This window comes from Allobosea sp. CCNWLY174, assembly GCF_037120455.1.
GTDB lineage: Bacteria > Pseudomonadota > Alphaproteobacteria > Rhizobiales > Beijerinckiaceae > Allobosea > Allobosea lupini.
Window position 1 is genome coordinate 1 of sequence record NZ_JBBBBQ010000012.1, and the last position, 18,318, is coordinate 18,318.

General features: G+C 62.3%; 25 protein-coding genes and 2 pseudogenes. 11 read left to right on the forward strand and 16 right to left on the reverse strand.

What is annotated here, in order from left to right; genetic code table 11:
• Positions 1–119 precede the first annotated feature (119 nt).
• On the forward strand, positions 120–326 hold the full coding sequence (locus V7S63_RS25270; protein ID WP_336532275.1) for a hypothetical protein: 207 nt from the start codon (positions 120–122) through the stop codon (positions 324–326).
• A 28-nt stretch (positions 327–354) separates the two neighbouring features.
• On the forward strand, positions 355–597 hold the full coding sequence (locus V7S63_RS25275; RefSeq protein WP_336532276.1) for a hypothetical protein: 243 nt from the start codon (positions 355–357) through the stop codon (positions 595–597).
• Between the two features lie 122 nt (positions 598–719).
• Here the strand turns inward: V7S63_RS25275 and V7S63_RS25280 are convergent, their stop codons facing one another.
• The 4 genes from V7S63_RS25280 to V7S63_RS25295 all read right to left on the reverse strand — a co-directional run bounded on the left by V7S63_RS25280 (position 720) and on the right by V7S63_RS25295 (position 2,512).
• Positions 720–887 (reverse strand): hypothetical protein, encoded by a 168-nt coding sequence (locus V7S63_RS25280; RefSeq protein ID WP_336532277.1) that lies wholly within the window; start codon positions 885–887, stop codon positions 720–722.
• The gene (locus V7S63_RS25285) at positions 887–1,663 is read right to left on the reverse strand and encodes an SOS response-associated peptidase (protein WP_336532278.1); all 777 of its coding nucleotides are present in this window, start codon (positions 1,661–1,663) and stop codon (positions 887–889) included. The genes V7S63_RS25280 and V7S63_RS25285 overlap by 1 nt, the downstream gene beginning before the upstream one ends.
• Before the next feature lie 28 nt (positions 1,664–1,691).
• Positions 1,692–2,012, reverse strand: coding sequence for a hypothetical protein (locus V7S63_RS25290; protein ID WP_336532279.1), 321 nt, complete (start codon positions 2,010–2,012; stop codon positions 1,692–1,694).
• Positions 2,013–2,323: 311 nt separating this feature from the next.
• A complete protein-coding gene (locus V7S63_RS25295; RefSeq protein WP_336532280.1) occupies positions 2,324–2,512 on the reverse strand; it encodes a hypothetical protein in 189 nt (62 codons plus the stop codon).
• 91 nt (positions 2,513–2,603) lie between these two features.
• Between V7S63_RS25295 and V7S63_RS25300 the strand changes: the two genes are divergently transcribed.
• Positions 2,604–2,858, forward strand: coding sequence for a hypothetical protein (locus tag V7S63_RS25300; RefSeq protein ID WP_336532281.1), 255 nt, complete (start codon positions 2,604–2,606; stop codon positions 2,856–2,858).
• A 447-nt stretch (positions 2,859–3,305) separates the two neighbouring features.
• On the opposite strand, the gene V7S63_RS25305 is transcribed toward V7S63_RS25300, so the two are convergent.
• The 3 genes and pseudogenes from V7S63_RS25305 to ligD (V7S63_RS25315) all read right to left on the reverse strand — a co-directional run bounded on the left by V7S63_RS25305 (position 3,306) and on the right by ligD (V7S63_RS25315) (position 5,721).
• On the reverse strand, positions 3,306–4,061 hold the full coding sequence (locus V7S63_RS25305) for a hypothetical protein (RefSeq protein WP_336532282.1): 756 nt from the start codon (positions 4,059–4,061) through the stop codon (positions 3,306–3,308).
• Complete coding sequence (locus V7S63_RS25310) at positions 4,058–4,447, reverse strand: hypothetical protein (RefSeq protein WP_336532283.1); 390 nt, start codon at positions 4,445–4,447, stop codon at positions 4,058–4,060. The genes V7S63_RS25305 and V7S63_RS25310 overlap by 4 nt, the downstream gene beginning before the upstream one ends.
• A 186-nt stretch (positions 4,448–4,633) precedes the next feature.
• Positions 4,634–5,721, reverse strand: a pseudogene (gene ligD / locus V7S63_RS25315) (non-homologous end-joining DNA ligase).
• Positions 5,722–5,870: 149 nt separating this feature from the next.
• Between ligD (V7S63_RS25315) and V7S63_RS25320 the strand changes: the two are divergent.
• The 5 genes from V7S63_RS25320 (at position 5,871) to V7S63_RS25340 (ending at position 9,986) form a co-directional block, all read left to right on the forward strand.
• A complete protein-coding gene (locus V7S63_RS25320) occupies positions 5,871–6,122 on the forward strand; it encodes a hypothetical protein (RefSeq protein WP_336532284.1) in 252 nt (83 codons plus the stop codon).
• A 744-nt stretch (positions 6,123–6,866) separates the two neighbouring features.
• The gene (locus tag V7S63_RS25325; protein ID WP_336532285.1) at positions 6,867–8,036 is read left to right on the forward strand and encodes a zinc-dependent alcohol dehydrogenase; all 1,170 of its coding nucleotides are present in this window, start codon (positions 6,867–6,869) and stop codon (positions 8,034–8,036) included.
• Positions 8,037–8,087: 51 nt separating this feature from the next.
• Positions 8,088–9,014, forward strand: a complete 927-nt coding sequence (locus V7S63_RS25330) for a manganese catalase family protein (protein ID WP_336532286.1) — start codon at positions 8,088–8,090, stop codon at positions 9,012–9,014.
• An 82-nt stretch (positions 9,015–9,096) separates the two neighbouring features.
• Positions 9,097–9,345, forward strand: coding sequence for a hypothetical protein (locus V7S63_RS25335; RefSeq protein WP_336532287.1), 249 nt, complete (start codon positions 9,097–9,099; stop codon positions 9,343–9,345).
• 380 nt (positions 9,346–9,725) lie between these two features.
• Positions 9,726–9,986 carry a PAS domain-containing protein gene (locus tag V7S63_RS25340; RefSeq protein WP_336532441.1) on the forward strand — a complete coding sequence of 87 codons (261 nt, stop codon included), beginning with the start codon at positions 9,726–9,728 and terminating at the stop codon, positions 9,984–9,986.
• Here V7S63_RS25340 and V7S63_RS25345 read toward each other — a convergent pair.
• From V7S63_RS25345 to V7S63_RS25375, 7 genes and pseudogenes are all read right to left on the reverse strand, one after another.
• Positions 9,889–10,140, reverse strand: coding sequence for a response regulator (locus V7S63_RS25345; protein ID WP_336532288.1), 252 nt, complete (start codon positions 10,138–10,140; stop codon positions 9,889–9,891). The genes V7S63_RS25340 and V7S63_RS25345 overlap by 98 nt on opposite strands.
• A 117-nt stretch (positions 10,141–10,257) precedes the next feature.
• A complete protein-coding gene (locus tag V7S63_RS25350; protein WP_336532289.1) occupies positions 10,258–10,680 on the reverse strand; it encodes a hypothetical protein in 423 nt (140 codons plus the stop codon).
• A 3-nt stretch (positions 10,681–10,683) separates the two neighbouring features.
• Positions 10,684–10,944, reverse strand: a complete 261-nt coding sequence (locus V7S63_RS25355; protein ID WP_336532290.1) for a hypothetical protein — start codon at positions 10,942–10,944, stop codon at positions 10,684–10,686.
• A gap of 339 nt (positions 10,945–11,283) precedes the next feature.
• Positions 11,284–11,454 (reverse strand): hypothetical protein, encoded by a 171-nt coding sequence (locus V7S63_RS25360; protein WP_336532291.1) that lies wholly within the window; start codon positions 11,452–11,454, stop codon positions 11,284–11,286.
• A gap of 287 nt (positions 11,455–11,741) precedes the next feature.
• Positions 11,742–13,010, reverse strand: a pseudogene (locus tag V7S63_RS25365) (Y-family DNA polymerase); the annotation flags it as partial.
• Complete coding sequence (locus V7S63_RS25370) at positions 13,007–13,429, reverse strand: LexA family protein (RefSeq protein ID WP_336532292.1); 423 nt, start codon at positions 13,427–13,429, stop codon at positions 13,007–13,009. The gene V7S63_RS25370 and the pseudogene V7S63_RS25365, both read right to left, overlap by 4 nt.
• Before the next feature lie 153 nt (positions 13,430–13,582).
• Complete coding sequence (locus V7S63_RS25375) at positions 13,583–13,798, reverse strand: hypothetical protein (protein ID WP_336532293.1); 216 nt, start codon at positions 13,796–13,798, stop codon at positions 13,583–13,585.
• A 271-nt stretch (positions 13,799–14,069) separates the two neighbouring features.
• On the opposite strand from V7S63_RS25375, the gene V7S63_RS25380 reads away from it, so the two are divergent.
• A complete protein-coding gene (locus tag V7S63_RS25380) occupies positions 14,070–14,192 on the forward strand; it encodes a hypothetical protein (RefSeq protein ID WP_336532294.1) in 123 nt (40 codons plus the stop codon).
• Between the two features lie 231 nt (positions 14,193–14,423).
• Here V7S63_RS25380 and ligD (V7S63_RS25385) read toward each other — a convergent pair whose 3' ends face one another.
• Positions 14,424–15,467, reverse strand: a complete 1,044-nt coding sequence (gene ligD, locus V7S63_RS25385; protein ID WP_442896519.1) for a non-homologous end-joining DNA ligase — start codon at positions 15,465–15,467, stop codon at positions 14,424–14,426.
• A gap of 164 nt (positions 15,468–15,631) precedes the next feature.
• Between ligD (V7S63_RS25385) and V7S63_RS25390 the strand changes: the two genes are divergently transcribed.
• A complete protein-coding gene (locus tag V7S63_RS25390; protein ID WP_336532296.1) occupies positions 15,632–15,871 on the forward strand; it encodes a hypothetical protein in 240 nt (79 codons plus the stop codon).
• A gap of 28 nt (positions 15,872–15,899) precedes the next feature.
• Entirely contained in the window at positions 15,900–16,154 is a 255-nt protein-coding gene (locus V7S63_RS25395) for a hypothetical protein (RefSeq protein WP_336532297.1), read from the forward strand.
• A 1,610-nt stretch (positions 16,155–17,764) separates the two neighbouring features.
• Here the strand turns inward: V7S63_RS25395 and V7S63_RS25405 are convergent.
• Positions 17,765–18,307, reverse strand: coding sequence for a hypothetical protein (locus V7S63_RS25405; RefSeq protein ID WP_336532299.1), 543 nt, complete (start codon positions 18,305–18,307; stop codon positions 17,765–17,767).
• Positions 18,308–18,318: the final 11 nt, after the last annotated feature.

Sequence of the window (18,318 nt, forward strand, 5' to 3'; positions counted from 1 at the left end):
ACAAATATACTCCCGATGGGCGCATGCCGGCGTGAGCTGGAACAAGCCGACAAGAATGCGGCCCTTTTGAAGCTTGCGCAGTTTGCCAAGAGGGGGTGTCATTATTGGGAGCGAGCCTGATGGACCACGATCCTCCTCCGCCTAAAAAGGCCGGCATCGCTGCACTATTGGCGGTCGCCACGCTCGGCGCCATGATCCTGGCGATATTCGTGGGCTTCAACCTCTATCATGCTGACACGCAGCGCGAACGGCAGTCAGGCCAGGTCGATCAGCGAGACTTGCCGAAGAATCCTACGGATCTACAGGTAGCGCCACCGCGTCAGTAGGTCGGAGCGCCAGTCGTCGGGAGGGGAAATGCCGGAAGCGGTCAGCTGTAACGATTGCAGGCAATTGGTCAGCGAAGCTCGTGTTGCCGGCCGGCTGGAGGGTCTGAAAGAGGCACTCGACGCCAGCGACGTCGAAAAGTTGATCGCGGTCTGGATTCGTCGCCCGAGGGCTGACACACCAGAAGGCAGGGCATGGGAGGCCGGTGTCCGCCAAGCGTATGAATGGAAATCGGCGGCTATCCTCGCGCTTATTGAGGGCAACCAGGGATGAGCCCGATAGTCCTCCCAGCCCGAGACTATGATTGCGATTGCCGGGCTGCGGCTCCGGCCCCATGCAGATCATCCGCCCTGGTCAGCGAATGGCGCAGCGACAAGATCGAACCCGATCACCTCTCAGAGCAGGCCGAACAGCCAAAGCCCTGTCGCCAGTAAGGCGATCCAAACGGCTGCAATGGTCGCCGTGTTCCCATAGCGATAGAGCTCCCGCCGCCAGCGCGGCCATTTGGCCTGCCGCTCGCGGCTCTTGCGGTTCTCGACGCCGATCTGTTCCCAGTGGCCCATTAGAGCAGCGTCGCCTGTGTCGACTTTTCGGCCAGAGCCGCGAGCACTTCCGGCGGGCCGTCCTTCTTCGCACCGCGCGCGACGATCGTCAGCGAACCGTCTGGCAGCGGACGCTGCAGCGCGCTCGCTTGGTCCCACGGCACCGTCATCCAGGCGGCGCACTCCTCCGGCGTCGTCAGGATCACCGGCATCGCCTTGGGGTGGATCGCCTTGACCTCGGCATTCGGATCGGTTGTCAGGAAGGCAAATAGGTCAGCCTCGACCTGGCCTTCCTTGACCTTGCGAACGCTCCTCCATTTGGGCGCCCAGATCCCGGCGAAGAACACCGTCGGACGCTCCTCTCCGAAGGCGAACCAGATATCGCCACCGGCGTCGCGGTTGAATTCGCTGAAGCTGGTGAATGGCACCAAGCACCGGTTCTCTACGCCGAGCCAGCGCTTCCAATGCGAGCTCGAGGTGTTGCGTACATTGGTGGTTCCGCTGTCTGGCTCCATGCGCAGCAGGTTGTCGAAGTCGACCGGCTTGTTCTTGGCGCGCAGCTTATCCGCCCGCTTGGTCGCAGCGTCGAGCAGTGCCTTCTTGGAAGACGGCAAGCCCCAGCGTGTCAGCGCCAGCCTCGCCTCGCCATCCTCGTTGCGGATGATCGGCGCCTGGTAGTCGGGGAAGATGCCCGGCTGTGGCGGCAGGTTGGCGAGGTTCGCGCCGCCATCGTTGAACGGCGCGAAGAGCTGCCGCATCGCCTCCACGTTGCGGGTATGGCTGTAGAGGTTGCACATGCCGCGCGTCTCCGGTTCAGCGCGCAGCCTATGCGGCCTTCTTGCGATCGACCAGATAGTAGTCGTCAGCCCCGACCTCCGGATGACCGAGGTAAGGGCCGCTGCAGTAGCAGCCGTGGTGCTCGAGGACGGCTTTGAAAGCGCGCGAGACCACGACCATAGTCCAGCCCCTGACCTCGACTGCGTCGAACAGTCCGAGGTCGCGCATCTCAGTGTGGGTGATGACGTAGGGCTCGCCGGTCTGACCTACGCTTCCGATCGCACGCAGGAGGTTGGCGACCGGTCGCTCAATCGCCTCCGATCCGACGGCGACGGGTTTCTCGGCTCGGTTCTGCTGGGAGACGGCCATCCTTGCCTCCTTCGATCACGGTTAGGCCGGACAGGCTTGGCGGCAGATCCGGCGGGACGTTGGAGCCGAGATCGGGACAATAGCCGCCGCACGGCTCCGGGCGACGTGCGAGCCGCCCGTTGCGCATCGCTGGCCGATGCGGACAGCTCGCATGGAAGCGCTCGACCAGCCTGGCGATCGTCTCAGTCGCCCCGAACTTCTCAGCAAGCCGAGCCAGCCTGGCATCGCCGAAACGGCGGCAGCGCGTGCAACGGAAGCGGACGATGATCCAGGGGTAATGCTCAAGCGTCGTCTCCAGATGCGGGGTTTCATCACGGCTCGTCATCGGTTGGGAGCGGCCGTGCGCCCTCCGAAAATAGCCCGCGCAGATAACCTCTTGAGGAAGCGCGATCGCCGTCTCGTGCAAGCTCTGCAAGATCGAGCAGGAGCGCCCGAATCGCCGCGCGCTCACTGCCATGCTCGGCAATGACATCATCGATTTCGGTCTCGATCGTCATCATTGGTGACGTTTCCGGCAACGGCACGGCTGGCATGGCTTGCGTCCTCAATATGAGAACATTATGAGAACAAACCGTATCAGGGAGTCAAGCCATGGCCACTGTCGACACGTTCTTCCTCCAGCCCTTCAAGACGCATCGGAAGCGGCTGGTGCCCGGCCAGCGCCTGCCGGCAAAGACGAAGCATCACGCCCTGAATGAAGGCGAGCGCCTGGGCCGCACTGCGGAGGGCGTCGCAGTCATCCACGTCACTGCAGATGATGAGACCGGCGAGGTCAGCGCGCTCGACGTCCTCGCCCGCCATGGTGCAATCCCGGAGGAGTTCGAAGAGCAGATCAGGGCGCTGTGACCGTTATCAGGCCCGCCCCGCAAGCAAGTCCAGTCTCGGTGGATTGACGGCATGAGCCTGGTGCTGTCCCGCAGCTACCCCGACGATCCCATCCAGCAGAACCGACCAGCGAAGGCGTCTACATCGGGTCTATTGTCCACCAGGCATGGCAGCAGAGCGCCGTATGGCATTGGACAATACAGGTGCATGACCCCTGCTCAGACCTCGGGAAGCAAGGCGTCGCTCAGACGCGCGATGATGCGATGAAAAAGTTCCGATCAGCCTGGGACACCTACCGTCATTGGCTTGGTGATGAGCGGTGGATCCAGTGGATCACGCACATGGAGCTTGTGGACGCGCGGGCGGGCAAGGGAAGGTATTGAAACGCCAAAAGGCCCGGCCCACAGAAGCGGGGCCGGGCAAGATGAGCGTGCCGCCTCCCGATCGCGGAGGCAACGCCTTTGTGTCTTACCTCGGGGTGGAGCCGTCGGATCCGCTGGGCGAACTGCCTTCGCCAGCACCGGCACCGACGCCGACGCCTAGCCCGCCGACATTCGCTCCGAGGCCAGCGCCAAGGCCTCCTCCGCCGAGGCCGGCGCTTGCGCCGACGCTGGCGCCCCCAACACTCGCTCCGACGCCGGCTCCGATGCCACCGCTGTTCGCGCCTGCGCCGGCGCCTGCGCTGGCGCTCGTCCCGCCGACGTTGGCCCCTGCCCCGACACCGGCTCCGACGCCGCTATTGTTGGCACCGGCTCCGACGCCGGCATTGGCACTGGCTCCACCGACATTGCCACCGCCACTCACGCCGGCCCCGACGCCGCTGTTGTTGGCGCCTGCACCGATCCCCGCGCCGGTGTTTACGCCGCCGACATCGGCTCCGGCACCCCCGCCTGCTCCCACCCCGCTATTGCCGGCTCCGGCGCCGACGCCAGCGCCGACATTGGCGCCTGCGATACTGGCTCCGGCGCCAGTGCCAACCCCTATGCCGCCGCTATTGAGCCCGGCGCCGACGCCCGCGCCGACATTGGCGCCCGCGACATTTGTGCCCGCGCCGACGCCAGCGCCGATATTTCCATAGTTCGCGCCGGCGACGAAGCCGCCATTGACCGAATTACCACCGATATCAGCGCCGAGACCGGCGGTTGCGCTGATGCCGGTGTTGCTCAGGTTTGCGCCGGCCCTGGTGCCTGCGCGGGTGCCGCCTGCATTGACGCTGGCAGTCACGCCAAGCCCGAAGCCGCGCAGGCACCAGGGCCGGGCGAGGTGCCGGCGCCGGAAGCTGATCCCGCGCCGCCGCCACTGTTGCCGGCCGACGACCCGTTGCCATTGCCGCTGCCAGAAGGCCCGTTTCCGCCGCGGCCGCTGCCGTCCGCACCGCCGATGCCGGCTGTGCCGGAGCCACCGCTGACGCTATTGCCCGAGCCTACGCCGAGGGAGCTGTATTGCAGCATCAGCTGTGACTTGATCCGCGACGAAAGCTTCAAGCAGTCGGAATGTCCTTTTCCGCTTAACCCCGCACAAAGGTCTTCGGCGATAGCCGACGTCGGAGCGGTATTGCAGACTGCCAGCAAGATGCAGCCCGCAAGAGGTCCAGTAATCTTGGCCTGCATGGTCAGATCTCCTTGCAAACCCACCCAAACGGCTTACGCAGAGACCGGCAGGTCGGTTTCAAGGCTCATCGATCGTGACTAAAACTCCGTTGTCGCAAGAGCTACCAATGGAGATGTTTTCCAGCGCACTCGCTGAAGCCGCTGGGGCAGTCTGACGAAAGGCGCTGCGGGGTACGCTGGTGTCGCCTAACGATGGAACACCAAGCACTCGGTGTCAGCAATGGGTCGCAAGCGGACATCAGCCCTGCCGGTAGATCGTCGCCTCGTCTGTCTTTCCCTGAGGCCCTTAAAGGATCCATGGCGGAGCTTCTCGTCATGCGTCCAGCCGCGATAGGCGATCTCGGCCGCGAGCTTCGGCTTCACCCAGATCACGCCCTTCTTGCTGATGCCACGCGCCGGCGGCGCGGTCGCGTTGAGCTGATCGAGCTGCCGTCGTAGGGCCATTGCGCTCGCATGGGTGAAGCCTGTCCCGACGCTGCCGACATAGGCCAGGCCATAGTTGCCATGGGCGGCCAGCAGCAGCCGGCCGATGCCTCCCAGCGCAGCTGTAGGCGGCTCATAGCCTATGATCAGGAAGGTGTCGGACTGGACGCATTTGATCTTGAGCCAATCGCCGCCACGGCCAGGTCGATAGGCAGCATCACGGCGCTTGGCGATGATGCCTTCGAGACCGAGCTCGCAAGCCCGGGCCAGGAAGGCAGCGTCGTCCGCGTCAATCTCTTCGCTCAGTCGGATGTGCCCGGCGTCGCCGTCGACGAGGTCCTCGAGCAGATGCCGCCGATCGTTCAGCGCCATGTGCGTGAGATTGTGGCCGTTGAGGTAGAGCAGATCGAAGGCGTAGAGCATGGCCGATACAGCACTTCGCTTGCCACCACGCCCGCCGAGTGCTTGCTGCAGCAGCCCGAAGTCAGACCGGCCGGCGTCGTCGAGCACCACCGCCTCGCCTTCAAGGATGAAGCTCGCGGCATCGATCTCTGCGGCAGCCGCCGCGATCGAGGGAAAGCGATGCGTCCAGTCATGGCCGCCTCGGGTGATTACCCTAACCCATCGGGGCCGCGATGAACCGCCAGGCGGTAGCCGTCCCATTTCACCTCGAAGGCCCAGTCCGGCCCTTGTGGCGCCTTGGACTGGAGGAGTGCGAGACACGGTTCGATGCGCTCCGGCATTGGATCGGCAAAGAGGTCCTGCTCGACACCGCGCCGCGCCTTGACGGGCGCGCTACGCAGCACTTCGCCGGCAGGCGTAGCCCTTAGGACGCGACGCGGCCTTGCCATACTCAACACCACTGGAACGCAACTGAACTGGCGACTCAACGTCAACCGAGCTGCCGCGTTCCGGAGCGTCTCGAAGAATCTAACGGCCAATCGGAACGGTCGGGATGCAAGGCTGTTTCGTCAGCAGTGCAGTTGCGTTGGAGTTTGTCATGCGTACCCAGCCGAAGCAGTCGTGGCTCAGCGACACAGTCGTCGCCCGTCCCGCACAAACCCGCCGCGAACTCTATCGCGAGCGCTGCCAGGACGAGGATGGCAACTGCTACACCGTCGTCGTGTACCGGCCATTCCCTCAGCTAAGCGTCACCGAGTACGCCCTTGAAGACGGCACGCCGGTGCGGTTCGTTGACGATTGCCTGTTCGAGATTGAGTCGACCGGGCGCGTGCTGACCAGGTGCCACTGATGGAAGCGCTTTTGATTTGGGGTTTGGTCATCGCCGCGATCCTTGGCGCCATCGGGATTGCCTCGTTTCGATAGGACCGTCGCGCAGCCGGCGAGACAATCATGCGCACGCTTACAACCATCGTCGCCGTCATCGCAGTGCTAGTCGCCTACTTCCTTGCGGTGTACCGGGTGACGCGATCTGACGACGACAAATGAGCACGATGTCCTGCCGTGCCGCAGCCCCGCTCCAGTTTTTCCATCTCGTCGGCCGAGAGGACTGGTCGAGCGAATGGACTCGGCAATGCCAAATGAACACGCTTCTCCGTATGTCTCCGGCTCAGCGGCTCCGCTTCCTGAAGGGTTCGGCAATGCGGAGGATGGGCGCGACGGCAGGCCGCTCTCCGCGATTTCTCGGTCAGGCCGGAGCTCACTCCTTAAGGGCCGACCTTGAGCGGATGGAGGAGATTGTGCGAGTGCATCCGAACTGTTTGTGATCCGTCCGATGGACCAAGCGCCGCGTCGAAACACGGGGCCGGTCCGAGACTGTTCGATCACTTGGACGATCCGAAACAGGTTCCTGTTGATGGAAGCCAATAGGCGGGGTTCGCGACGATACCCGCCGCTCGTGTGTCCGGAATTTAGCTCCCGCGCAACGGAACAGATCAACCGCCTCTTTGTTGGGTAGTCATGCTCCACAAAGCGAGCTTGTCGTCAGCCTCCGACGCGCGGTGGGGTGCCTCAACCCGCTTTGGAAGGATGACGCATGCGTGCGCTTTGTTGGCATGGAAAAGGCGACGTTCGGGTCGATACAGTCCCTGACCCGCAACTCCAGCATCCTCGGGATGCGATCATCAAAATCACCTGCTGCGCGATTTGCGGCTCCGATCTGCATCTCCTCGACGGCTACCAGCCAACGATGGAGAGCGGCGACATTCTCGGTCACGAGAACATGGGCGAGGTCGTCGAGCTCGGCTCGGAAGTGACCAACCTGCGTATCGGTGACCGCGTCGTCGTGCCGTTCACGATCAGCTGCGGCGACTGTTGGTTTTGTAAGAAGGGCATGTTCTCAGCTTGTGACCGGACCAATCCGAACGCCAAGATGGCGGCGAAGGCGATGGGCCAGTCGCCGGCAGGTCTCTTTGGTTTCAGCCATATGCTGGGCGGCTATAGTGGCGGTCAAGCCGAGTATCTGCGTGTCCCGATGGCCGATGTCGGGCCGATCAAGGTGCCTGACAGCGTCAGCGACGAGCAGGCTCTGTTCCTCTCCGACATCTTTCCCACGGGCTACATGGCCGCAGAGAACGCGCAGGTCCAAGACGGCGACTTCGTCGCTATCTGGGGCTGCGGGCCGGTCGGTCAGTTCGCGATACGCTCGGCCTTCATGCTCGGCGCTGGCCGGGTCATCGCCATCGACGAGGTGCCGGAACGGCTGGCCATGGCCGAAGCGGGCGGCGCCGAGACGATCGATTTCTCGAAGACCGACGTCTACGACCGGCTCATGGCCCTGACCAATGGTCGCGGTCCCGACAGCTGTATCGACGCGGTCGGCTGCGAGGCCTCAGGACACGGCGCGGCGGATGCCATCCTCGACAAGGTTAAGGCGGCGACATTCCTTGCAACCGACCGCATGCATGTGCTGCGGGAAGCGATCATGTGCTGCCGTAAGGGCGGCACCATCTCAATCCCGGGGGTGTATGTCGGCATGGCCGACAAGCTTCCGATCGGCGCTGCAATGAACAAGGGCCTGACTTTCAAAATGGGCCAGACCCATGTCCAGGCCTATACAAAGCCGCTACTTGCGAAGATCGAGGCAGGCCTCATCGATCCGAGCTTCGTCGTCACGCATCCGGCCAGCCTCGAAGACGCGCCCGCCATGTACAAGAAGTTCCGCGACAAGGAGGACGGCGTGATCAAGGTCGTCCTTCGCCCTTAGGCGCGCGTTCTTCACACTCCAAAATCGGCTGGGGCCAATGAGGAGACGATCATGTTTCTACGTGTCGACAAGCTTCAGATAGACCTTCCCGCCCCGAAGAAGAAAGACGAGAACGCCGCGGCCGCGCTTCAGGAATTGCTCGGTGGGAAGTACGGCGAGATGTCGACTCTCGGGAACTACATGTTCCAGAGCTTCAATTTCCGCAGCAAGGACAAGCTGCGCCCCTTCTACAATCTCGTAGCGAGCATCACGGCCGAGGAACTCGGGCATGTTGAGCTCGTCAGCAATGGCGTTGCAATGCTGAACAACGGGCCGGACAAGCCCGGCGGCGATGAAGGAGACGGCGGCGACATCTCCGGCGCGCCTTACAACGCCATGCAGGATATCCGCCTGGCATCGGCTTTCCTGTCCAATGCTGGCGGTGCAACGCCGGTCAACGGCAATGGCGTCTCCTGGAACAACGACTTCATCACGACGACAGGCAATGTCGTGACTGACCTGCTGCATAACTTCCACCTCGAGTGCGGCGCTCGCCTCCACAAGCTCCGGGTCTATGAAACGCTGACGGACCCGACTGGCCGCGAGGTCTGCGGCTACCTCCTGGTCCGCGGCTCGGTTCACGCCCATGCCTATGCACTGGCGCTGAAGCAGATCACCGGCGTCGAAATTGAGAAGATGCTGCCGACCCCGAACATCAATCTCGACAAGATCCCGGAGTGCCAGAAATACCTCGACGAGGGCTCACACCGGCGCCTCTACACCTTCAGCCCCTCCGACTACAAAGAGATGTCCGGCATCTGGGGCAACGGCGAAAAAGCCTTGCCGGGTGATCCGCCAGGCGAGCTCGAGGTCGTCGAAGGCATGCCGGAGGGCGGCAAGATCCATCAGTTCACGGGCGTCCCGTCCGCCTTCACCCCGGACTATGCGCCCGAGGAAATGTTCGAGATCGCGACCAAGCTTTACAAAGCGTCACGCTAAGCCAATGGCCGGGGTGCCCATCGCTCGCGTGCTCCGCATCCCGCCCACCCACGTCATGCCCACCCATGAGGTCACAACACAAATGTCCAACATGTTCTTCGATCTATCGATGCTCGCCTATGAATCGCAGCAGGCGATCTGGTTGCGCACCATCAAGCTGTCCACCGGCGGCCCAGCAGCCGATCGGGAAGCCAAGCTGATGGTCGACGAGAAGCTGTCGGCCGCAATGCAAGCCGCCGGCAAGTTGATCGGGGGCGCCCACCCTAGCTCTGTCGTTAAAGCCTACCGGCGCAAGGTTCGCGCCAACGTGCGGCGATTGTCGAAGTCGTAGGAAGCTTCAGGGAGCAGTCGTCATTGTCTCCGCGGCGCGTTGTCCTGCTTCGCTTCCTCCCAGGCTCGGATGTCGGCAACCAATTGGAAGCCCTCAGAAACCTCCAGCGCCTTCGACCCTGGGCGGCCCGCCAAGAGAGATTGAACGGTAAAGATCGAACCGACGGGGCAAATGCTGCCTCCATGGGACGATCTACACAGCGACTAGGTTAAACCCGGCGTGTTCTATAGTGAATGGCAGTGGCCGCTGCCCTGACCTCGCCCGAGTTCTCCGAAGCCTGAATCGAACCCCAGCGCCTGGAGCGCGACAAGCCTGCGCCGTGCGATCAGCGCTGCGGTGTTGCATTGTGGTCCTGGAACGTTGAAACCGACGTGTTCGCCATGGATGAGCGGGGCTTCCAGCTGTGGGCCGTACCTCAAAGCGATGACGTCAAGTTTGAAGACTTTTCGGGCCGCATTCACCCCGCGGATCGGGATAGGGTGAGGGCGGCCTTCACGGCGACCCGGACCATCGTCGGTGCCTATGAGATCGACTTCCGCATCATCATCGGTGACGAGATCCGTTGGATCTCGGCCAGCGGTCTCGCACTGCGAAGGCAAGCTTCAAACCATTCATGGTCCCAGGCATCTCGATGTCGGTGAAGACAACTTTGATATCTGCCCGGGCTTCCAGGAGGACGATCGCTTCATCGGCATTTCCAGCTTCGATCGCCTCGAAGCCGGCTTCCTCGATAATTGAGACGGTATCCATGCGGACAATCGCATCATCTTCAACAACAAGGACAACGAGGGGCATGAGCGAACTCTTTGAGGGATTAGTAGGCTCAGCGCGCGAGCTATGCTCGGCTGGTCACAGTCGAACTTCACGAAATGGCGGATCTTAGCGAGAGCAGGTTCGTGACAAAGAAAAGGGCTAGTGGGTGCTGTTGTCGCGCTTGCCTGAAAGCGTGCGCTTGCGGCGGCGAATTACTGCAGCCGCCACCGCGGCCACGACTGCTATCCCTGCGCCAGCCGCGAGCGCGGGCAATTTCGTGCGACGCAACATATAAGTTTCGTATTGAAGGTTCAGAGGTGCAGGCGCCGCCCGAGGTCGGTCGCCAACAATTCGCGCAGCCAGAAGGCAGGCCGCCGCTACCAAAAGAAGGCCCCCGGCGATCGAAAGGCTGGCGACGATCGCACCGTAGCGGAACATCAGCGCGGCGTAGCCGGCGTTGAGTGCGTAACCCAGGGCGAAGATCGTGATGAGGCCACTCAGCGCCATCAAGGCGTAGGACGCCGCCGTCCGTTTGAGAGCTGCTGTTGCTCGTGCGGCAAAATAGGCGAGCAGGCCGCCCACGACCTATTTCGCTGCCCAGAAGCCGAACACGACGCCGACTGCCGCGGCCCAGCCTAGGGCGCGCAACGGTCGTTCACGGACCTCCTCAATGATCAACCGCTGCAGCTCGCTCACGCGGTCCGCGGCAGCATCGGCCATCACATTGGTATCGACCCCGTAGTCCTTCAGCCGGTCAGAGGCTGCCTCAACGGATGATTGACTGGACGCGGTTCCGTCGCGGCCTTCGTCCGCGGCTTCAGACATCGTCTTGAATCCGTTTTCCATGGATGATCCCTCTTGCTGAACTGGGGCGATGCCGAGCGCCGCATCACCGATGGGGATCAAACGGAATGGGGGGCAAGCTGTTCCACCACCCGAAAACTATCATGCGTGACATCGCATGAGCGGGGCGAGGCAAGGCGTCGATGAGTCTGGACTTCTCTCAACCAACTGCGGCCCGGGGCGACTGCGCTCCCAACCCGATCTCGGGCGGCGCGGAGGCGGCCAGATGCTCTGCGTATCTGCGGCGCATTTCAGGCGAATTCGCCGCGCCATTAGGCCAGGTGACATAAAGCCGGCTGCTCGTATCGGTTGAAGTTTCGTCGGAATCTTCTTCCGTCAAACTCAGGAGCACCTGAAGTTTGTCTCGTATTCGATCACCATCGCCAGCAACGTATCGGTCAGGCCCACATCCGCGGTGGCGCTTGCAAGACGGCGGCATCTTGCCGCTGCAGCGCGCAGGAAGACGATCTGTTCCGCCACGGTCGCATTCGTCGGGACGTCGGGCTCGTTCATGGCGGCACGCTCCTCCGGGCGCCCAACGCGTAGAGGAAGGCGACGTTCCGTTCACGCTAAGCAGACGGTCAGTTCATCCGCCTTGTCGCTCCGGCCGTTTCCTCGTGAAAACGGAAGGATCTCCACCTAGGTCGCTCAACAACAGCAAGTCGTGATCGTTCCAGTCCTACGCATAATGACTCGCCGATGGAGGCGGCGCTCACAGCTATAGATTCGGCCATTTCGCACGCCACCCCGTCGCGCGGAACAAGCGGACGCACATCCCGTTGAGACCAGCCCGCATTCCCGACGATTGGCACCTCGTTGAGCCGCGTCGTGAAACGCGGCGAGCGCATTTCGAACTTCGTTGACCAGGCCTTTTGCTGACGCGCGATTCCGGCAGCCGCCGGATAGACAGTGCCGCGGCCATGCTTCTGATTGCAGGCGTCCAAAGCTGCCATAAGCTTGCCGCTCTGCTCGCGGTCGAGAGCGCCAATCAAGGCACGCTGCGACACCGCCGGCGCCACCAGATCGACCGTCATCAACCCGGCCTTGGCGTAGCGGTATCCCGGCTTCCAGATGCGGCGAGCGCCCCACTTGGCCGCCCGCACAAGAACCAGCGTGTCGTTGCTGGGCTCCGGAAAATCCACGGTTGTCGAAACCGAGCGCGACGGGCCGCTGTCGAACGGCGAGGTGTGGAAGAAGACCGTAACGTGGTCCGTCGCCAAGCCATGGTGCCGAAGCTTTTCGCCCAAGCGTGTCGCATGAGCGGCAACGGCTTCCTGCATCATCTCGAGGCTCTCGACGCGGCCGGCAAATGACCTGGTCACGGCACATCCCTTTCGCGTCGGCGCGACGGCCTCCAATTCGATGCAGGGCCGGCCGCGCAGCTCGTGTACGATGCGCTCTCCGACAACCGTCAGCGTCTGCCGCGCCAGCCTGGGGTCGAGCCCCGCGACATCAGCGGCTGTCTTGCAGCCGAAGGCTCCAAGCTTTGCCTGACTGGCGCGCCCGACCCCCCAAATGTCCTCCAGGGCGACGAGCGGTAGCCATTCGCGCCTAGCCTCGTCACTGGTCAGGTCGCAGACGCCGCGCAGTTGCGGCGTGCTCTTCGCGATCTTATTGGCGAGCTTCGCCAGCGTTTTGGTGGGACCGATGCCGACGCAGGTCGGAACGCCCGTCCAGGTGGAGACGGTCGCGCGCAGGTCGCGGCCGAGCTCTTCCCGATGCTCCGGCGCGACCGGGGTCATGTCGAGAAAGCTCTCGTCGATCGAGTAAACCTCGATGTCGGATGCGAACCGCTCATAGACCGTGTTCATGCGGCGGCTCATGTCGCCATAGAGCGCATAGTTTGAGCTGAAGACGATGACACCCTCCCGCTTGCACAGCTCGCGGATTTTGAACATCGGCGCGCCCATCTTGATGCCGAGGGCCTTGGCCTCGCTCGTCCGCGCCACCGCGCAGCCATCATTGTTCGAAAGCACGATGACCGGCTTGCCGCGAAGTTTTGGATCGAAGACGCGTTCGCACGAGCAATAGAAGCTGTTGCCATCGATCAGAGCAAACGAGGCTGTCATTTGCGGAAGCGTCTCACAGCATTGGTTATCACCCCGAAAATCGCGATCTCCGGATCACTGCCTGGATCGAACTCGGGGTAGCGATGGTTTCCGAAGGCCAGGCACGTGCGGCCAGCCTCGATCTTGAAGACCTTCACGCTGCGCTCGCCATTGACATCGACCACCACGGGATCGCCATCCCGAGGCACGAGCGATCGGTCAACGGTGATGATGCTGCCGTCAAAGATGCCGAGATCGATGGCGCTGTCTCCCGCCACCGTCATGATGAAGGTTGCCGGAGCATTCTTGATCAGCTCGCGAGACAGATCGATGGGCGCGTCGATGTAGTCGTCAGCCGGCGACGGGAAGCCCGCACAGACGCGGTTGGTAAACCGCGCCAGCAGCATCAGCGGGCCGATCGTCACGGGTCGTGCCTGCATCGGTCTGCTCCGCCTGCGTTGCGGAAAGCGCCATTGCCGTTGACGAGCTGGGCGCACGTCCGCGGCGACACAGGCGGAATCGCACTCAGGTTCAGGGGATATGGCTTGCGTCCTCGACATGAGAACATTAAGAGAACAAACCGCATCAGCGAGTCAAGTCATGCCCACTGTCGACACGTTCTTCTCCAGCCTTTCAAGACGCATCGCAAGCGCCTGGTACCCGGCCAGCGCCTCCCGGCGAAGACGAAGCATCACGCTCTGAATGAAGGCGAGCGCCTGGGCCGCACTGCGGAAGGCGTCGCAGTCATCCACGTCACCGCGGATGATGAGACCGGCGAGGTCAGCGCGCTCGATGTCCTTGCCCGCCATGGTGCGATCCCGGAAGAGTTCGAAGAGCAGATCAGAGCGCTGTGACACCCAATCTGACGCTCCGCCGAACGTACAACGATCTCTCGGGCCCCGAGGAAAACGACAAGTTCTGGAAGGTGGAATGCGATGGCGTCGGTGTCGGCGTCATCGTTCTGAACCCGGGGCGGACCGATAACCCACCGGACTGGCATTGTGTCGTGCCCTGCATGCTGGACGTTTCAGCCATGGAGTGCCGACCCCGGAGGGCTCTGAAACGACGAGGGAGCAGGCGATGGTGGCGTTTCGCGCGGCGTTCGGGCGCTGCCAAGAGCACATCGGCGCCGAAGGCTGGCAGCACCACATCGAGCACATGGCGATGGTGAGGGCGCGCGCCGAAGGCGGCCGGAAGTATTGAGGAGGAGCGGAATACTAAGATCCGCCTAGCGCATGATAGACACAGTTTGGAACCCCTATAACCTAGGAGCAGTTATCGCCCAGCAAGGTGGACTTCAAAGCGGACTGGAAAGAAGCGATGGGATCTCAGCGCCCGCTGGGCTGCATCCTGATGGCCGCCGGCCTTGGCTGCGCATTGATCGCAGGCGCCTTCGTCCTCGGACTTTTGGGATTGAAATAAGGACAGGCAGGTTCAGCCCAGCCGATAAACCTTCGCCTCGTCAGCCTCCTCGCGCAATCCCTTGAACGATGCATGGCGCAGCTTCTCATCGTGCGTCCAGCCGCGGTAGGCGATTTCGGCCGCAAGCTTCGGCTTCACCCAGATCACGCCCTTCTCGGAGACGCCGCGCGCCGGCGGCGCTGCAGCCGTGATCCGCTCGAGCTGCTTCCACAGTTCGGCTGCACTCCGATGCGTGAAGCCAGTGCCTACGCTGCCGACGTAAGCCAGGCCATAGTTGCCATGGGCGGCGAGCAGCAACCTGCCGATGCCCCCTATTGCAGCTGTGGACGGCTCATAGCCGATGACCAGGAAGGTGTCAGACTGGACGCATTTGATCTTCAGCCAGTCGCCGCCGCGGCCCGAGCGATAGGGCGCATTGCGGCGCTTGGCAATGATCCCTTCGAGGCCGAACTTGCAGGCGCTCGCCAAAAACTCAGCCCCCTCCGCATCAACTTCTTCACTCAGTCGGATCGCTGCGCTTTCATGGTCGATTAGGTCCTCTAGCATTTGCCGTCGCTCGACCAATGCCATGCGGGTCAGGTCATGCCCGTTGAGATAAAGCAGATCGAAGGCGAATAGCATGGCGCGCTCAGCCCTGGCCTTGCCGCCGCGACCACCAAGCGCTTGCTGCAGCAAACCGAAATCAGCCCGGCCAGCTTCGTCGAGCACCACGGCCTCGCCGTCGAGGATGAAGCTATTCGCGTCGATCTCGGCTGCTCCGGCAGCGATTGAAGGGAAGCGGTCCGTCCAGTCATGACCGCCTCGGGTGATTACCCTAACGCCGCGATGGTCGCGATGGATCGCCAGGCGGTAGCCGTCCCACTTCACCTCGAAAGCCCAGTCCGGCCCTTGTGGCGCCTTGGACTGAAGGAGTGCGAGACACGGCTCGATGCGCTCCGGCATTGGATCGGCGAACAGATCGGGTTTGGCAGCGCCGCGACGCGCTTTGACTGGCGCACTCTGAAGTGCGTCGCCGGCAGGCATAGCCTTTAGGACGCGACGCGGCTGCCTCGCCATACTCAACACCACTGGAACGCAACTGAACTGGCGACTCAACGTCAGCCGATCGACCGCGTTCCTGAATCGGCAAAATTTACCCAAAAAGACGTCACGAATTAGTCGATATGCAACTATTGCGGGCGAATCATCTGAGAGATCTTCAATAAGAAGCACGCAGACATATGCAGCAGACCATCAACGCAATCGAGAGCGAGGACGATCGCGAGCGCGTGCTGCAGCGTATAGAGGAGCTATCTGGCGTCATTGAACAGTCGCCGGAAGAGGTCGAACTCGTTCTGCTGACGTTGGCGTTGGCACTGTGGGAAATGCGTGAGCGGACGGCTGCGATGCCAAGGGAGCGTGTGCAGTTCGCTAACCCCGGCGAGCGCCAGTGGAACGCGGCTGCCGCCCCGGGGGGTTGAACCTCCGTCAGTCACGTAGGAGGTAGCGATGCGTACCCAGCCGCACTCGCCAGGCTCAGCCAAAAAAATCGTCAGCAGTCCAGCTTACGACCGCCAAGTAATCTCCCGCGAGCTGAGCCAGGACCAGGACGGCAAGCGCTTCGCGGTCATTGTCTATCGACCGTTCGCGGATCTGAACGTCACCCGTTACGAAATGGAAGACGGCACACCGGTGCGCTTCATCGACGATTGCCTATTCGCGATTGCGTCGAGCGGACGAACACTCACGCGATGCGAGCTCTGACTAAGCATCCGAGCCTAGTGCCGACGATCGACCTCCAAAAGGTCTCGGCTCACTGCGCAGAAGTTTTCTGCCGCGATTTGGTATCGCCGCCACGCCTCAATCTGCTCCTTAGCAGGCTGCATGGAATGCCATCGAGTGTGATGCGCATCGGTCTCAATCAGTTCGTCTGGATCAAATCCTGCTGATCGGCACATTGCGCGCGCGATGATCTCGATCCGTTCTGCGGGGCCGGCCATAGGGCTTCTCCTAGCGACTGCCCCCACAGCTCCCTCATCCGGCACAGCCGACGGGCGGTGCGTCAATGTCAAAAGACAAGTCTACCTTCGATGAGCAGTCCGGAACGCATTCCGCGATACCCAAGGACTAAACGAGCCGAATCTGGCTACAGGCTCGGTTGCGCCTATCAAAGAGATTCAGCCGCCCTGCCCCCCCCGCCTGTCAACCGCCCATGGCCTACTCCCGCCTCGCCGGCCGAGAAGTGTCGACCTGGTCGTAGGAGTGGAAGCACGAATGCGAGATCGCCCCAACTGACACGCTGATCTTCGCCCAGGGGAGGCCGGAGCGGCAACGGCGGATGTGCGTGCTGAAGCTGGCTGTTGGCGCTGTCGCTGCCGCCACGGAATGTCAGTCAACAGGCTTAAACTCTGACTTCTGAGCGTCGAAGGCGGATAGTCATAGAGCACCGAAGGCAGGGCGATGATCGCAGCTTATATCGACGAGCTTATCATGTTTTGCGTGGGGCTATGGATGACAGCAGTCGGCTTGGGTTACCTGCCGACCCCCGGCAACCCTGCCAGCCAACCATCCTGGGTGACAACTCTCCTTGGCCATTTCAAGTGGATTGGGCCATTGTTGCTTGTGATTGCTCTCGTTCTGGCAATCGCATCATAGAATCTGAACCGGCGTCGCGAGGAAACATTTGTTCGTCCTCGGGCGTAAATATCGCTCGTCCCCGCCGTAGTAATGAATTTCGCCTATCGCAACGCCCAAAATTTGGCAGTGATACGGAGTCAAGATAATCAGACCGTTGGCAATCGGCCTTTTGTTAAGCGTCTCTACGATTTTCGTGTCGCTTTTCAGCATGGGCGCCGGGCATGGCGCAAATGTTCCACCCAGCATCTTGCTCCCGTGGTCGATGATCTTTGCATATGCCCAGATCGACAGTTGGATACTATTGCTCAGTTCGCTGATCCAGTTCCCGCTCTACGCAGGGCTGGTTTGCTACAAGCGTGCGCTGGCGCTCCCGCATGCACTTATCCATTTCGGCGCGGCCGTCGGGGGCACTGGCGCGTTCGGCAGCTTGAGACGGCGAACTGCGAGTGCCACTGAGGTTGCCCCCAGTTCTTATCCAGCGCTGAATTCGTTTCTGGCGGGGTTGGCTCCTGTTCAGGCAGGTTCGGTGATGATCTCTCGCGCTGTGTTTGTCGCATCGCGCGGCGTCAAAACTCGGCGGATGGGGAAGGTCGAAGCGATGGCCATAGGCGTCTGCTTGCCGAGCTGTTCGATCGAATCATCTGATACAAAAAAGACCGGCCCCGCGCGAGCGAGACCGGGCCGATCGAAACGCCTAGCCAGCGTGAACCGGCGGGAAAAGCGGGAAAAGCGGGGTATCAGACTGCGCCGTCACGATAAGGCGCGGCCGTTTCATCAAAGCGGCTCCAGCCGCTCTGGCGATAATCGGCAAGACGAGCCTCTCGATCGATCGGCGTGGCGCCATCCATGATAGCTTCAACCTCTGCCGCGCGGACCTCTTCCGCACGGACCGAGACCACCGAGCCACCGCGTCGGACCGTCTCCGCGTAATAGTGCGCGCTCTCCTCGTCTTCCCCGGCGCTCGTGAGCGCACCGATGATGCCGCCCGTGGCGCCGCCTGCTGCTGCACCAGCGAGCGTTGAAGCCAGCCAACCAGCCGCGACCACCGGCCCAACACCAGGGATGGCAAGAAGCCCCAAGCCTGCCAGCAACCCTGCAGCACCGCCAACTGCGGCGCCAATCCCGGCGCCCTCGCCGGCATTGCTGTCGTCGTTGTCTGCTTTTTCGTGCCGTCCCAGCAGACTGATGTCGGAACTTGCAACGCCAGCGGCCTCGAGCTGGTCCACGACGCTCTGAGCCGTCGTGTAGTCGTCGTAAGCACGGGTGATGGTGCGGGTCATCTGGGTTTCCT

Coding starts and splice junctions, on each gene's coding strand:
- V7S63_RS25270 (WP_336532275.1), top strand. CDS start 120: ATGGACCACGATCCTCCTCCGCCTAAAAAGGCCGGCATCGCTGCACTA.
- V7S63_RS25275 (WP_336532276.1), top strand. CDS start 355: ATGCCGGAAGCGGTCAGCTGTAACGATTGCAGGCAATTGGTCAGCGAA.
- V7S63_RS25280 (WP_336532277.1), bottom strand. CDS start 887: ATGGGCCACTGGGAACAGATCGGCGTCGAGAACCGCAAGAGCCGCGAG.
- V7S63_RS25285 (WP_336532278.1), bottom strand. CDS start 1,663: ATGTGCAACCTCTACAGCCATACCCGCAACGTGGAGGCGATGCGGCAG.
- V7S63_RS25290 (WP_336532279.1), bottom strand. CDS start 2,012: ATGGCCGTCTCCCAGCAGAACCGAGCCGAGAAACCCGTCGCCGTCGGA.
- V7S63_RS25295 (WP_336532280.1), bottom strand. CDS start 2,512: ATGATGACGATCGAGACCGAAATCGATGATGTCATTGCCGAGCATGGC.
- V7S63_RS25300 (WP_336532281.1), top strand. CDS start 2,604: ATGGCCACTGTCGACACGTTCTTCCTCCAGCCCTTCAAGACGCATCGG.
- V7S63_RS25310 (WP_336532283.1), bottom strand. CDS start 4,447: ATGCAGGCCAAGATTACTGGACCTCTTGCGGGCTGCATCTTGCTGGCA.
- V7S63_RS25320 (WP_336532284.1), top strand. CDS start 5,871: ATGCGTACCCAGCCGAAGCAGTCGTGGCTCAGCGACACAGTCGTCGCC.
- V7S63_RS25325 (WP_336532285.1), top strand. CDS start 6,867: ATGCGTGCGCTTTGTTGGCATGGAAAAGGCGACGTTCGGGTCGATACA.
- V7S63_RS25330 (WP_336532286.1), top strand. CDS start 8,088: ATGTTTCTACGTGTCGACAAGCTTCAGATAGACCTTCCCGCCCCGAAG.
- V7S63_RS25335 (WP_336532287.1), top strand. CDS start 9,097: ATGTCCAACATGTTCTTCGATCTATCGATGCTCGCCTATGAATCGCAG.
- V7S63_RS25340 (WP_336532441.1), top strand. CDS start 9,726: ATGGATGAGCGGGGCTTCCAGCTGTGGGCCGTACCTCAAAGCGATGAC.
- V7S63_RS25345 (WP_336532288.1), bottom strand. CDS start 10,140: ATGCCCCTCGTTGTCCTTGTTGTTGAAGATGATGCGATTGTCCGCATG.
- V7S63_RS25355 (WP_336532290.1), bottom strand. CDS start 10,944: ATGGAAAACGGATTCAAGACGATGTCTGAAGCCGCGGACGAAGGCCGC.
- V7S63_RS25360 (WP_336532291.1), bottom strand. CDS start 11,454: ATGAACGAGCCCGACGTCCCGACGAATGCGACCGTGGCGGAACAGATC.
- V7S63_RS25370 (WP_336532292.1), bottom strand. CDS start 13,429: ATGCAGGCACGACCCGTGACGATCGGCCCGCTGATGCTGCTGGCGCGG.
- V7S63_RS25375 (WP_336532293.1), bottom strand. CDS start 13,798: ATGGCGGGCAAGGACATCGAGCGCGCTGACCTCGCCGGTCTCATCATC.
- V7S63_RS25380 (WP_336532294.1), top strand. CDS start 14,070: ATGGTGGCGTTTCGCGCGGCGTTCGGGCGCTGCCAAGAGCACATCGGC.
- ligD (WP_442896519.1), bottom strand. CDS start 15,467: ATGGCGAGGCAGCCGCGTCGCGTCCTAAAGGCTATGCCTGCCGGCGAC.
- V7S63_RS25390 (WP_336532296.1), top strand. CDS start 15,632: ATGCAGCAGACCATCAACGCAATCGAGAGCGAGGACGATCGCGAGCGC.
- V7S63_RS25395 (WP_336532297.1), top strand. CDS start 15,900: ATGCGTACCCAGCCGCACTCGCCAGGCTCAGCCAAAAAAATCGTCAGC.
- V7S63_RS25405 (WP_336532299.1), bottom strand. CDS start 18,307: ATGACCCGCACCATCACCCGTGCTTACGACGACTACACGACGGCTCAG.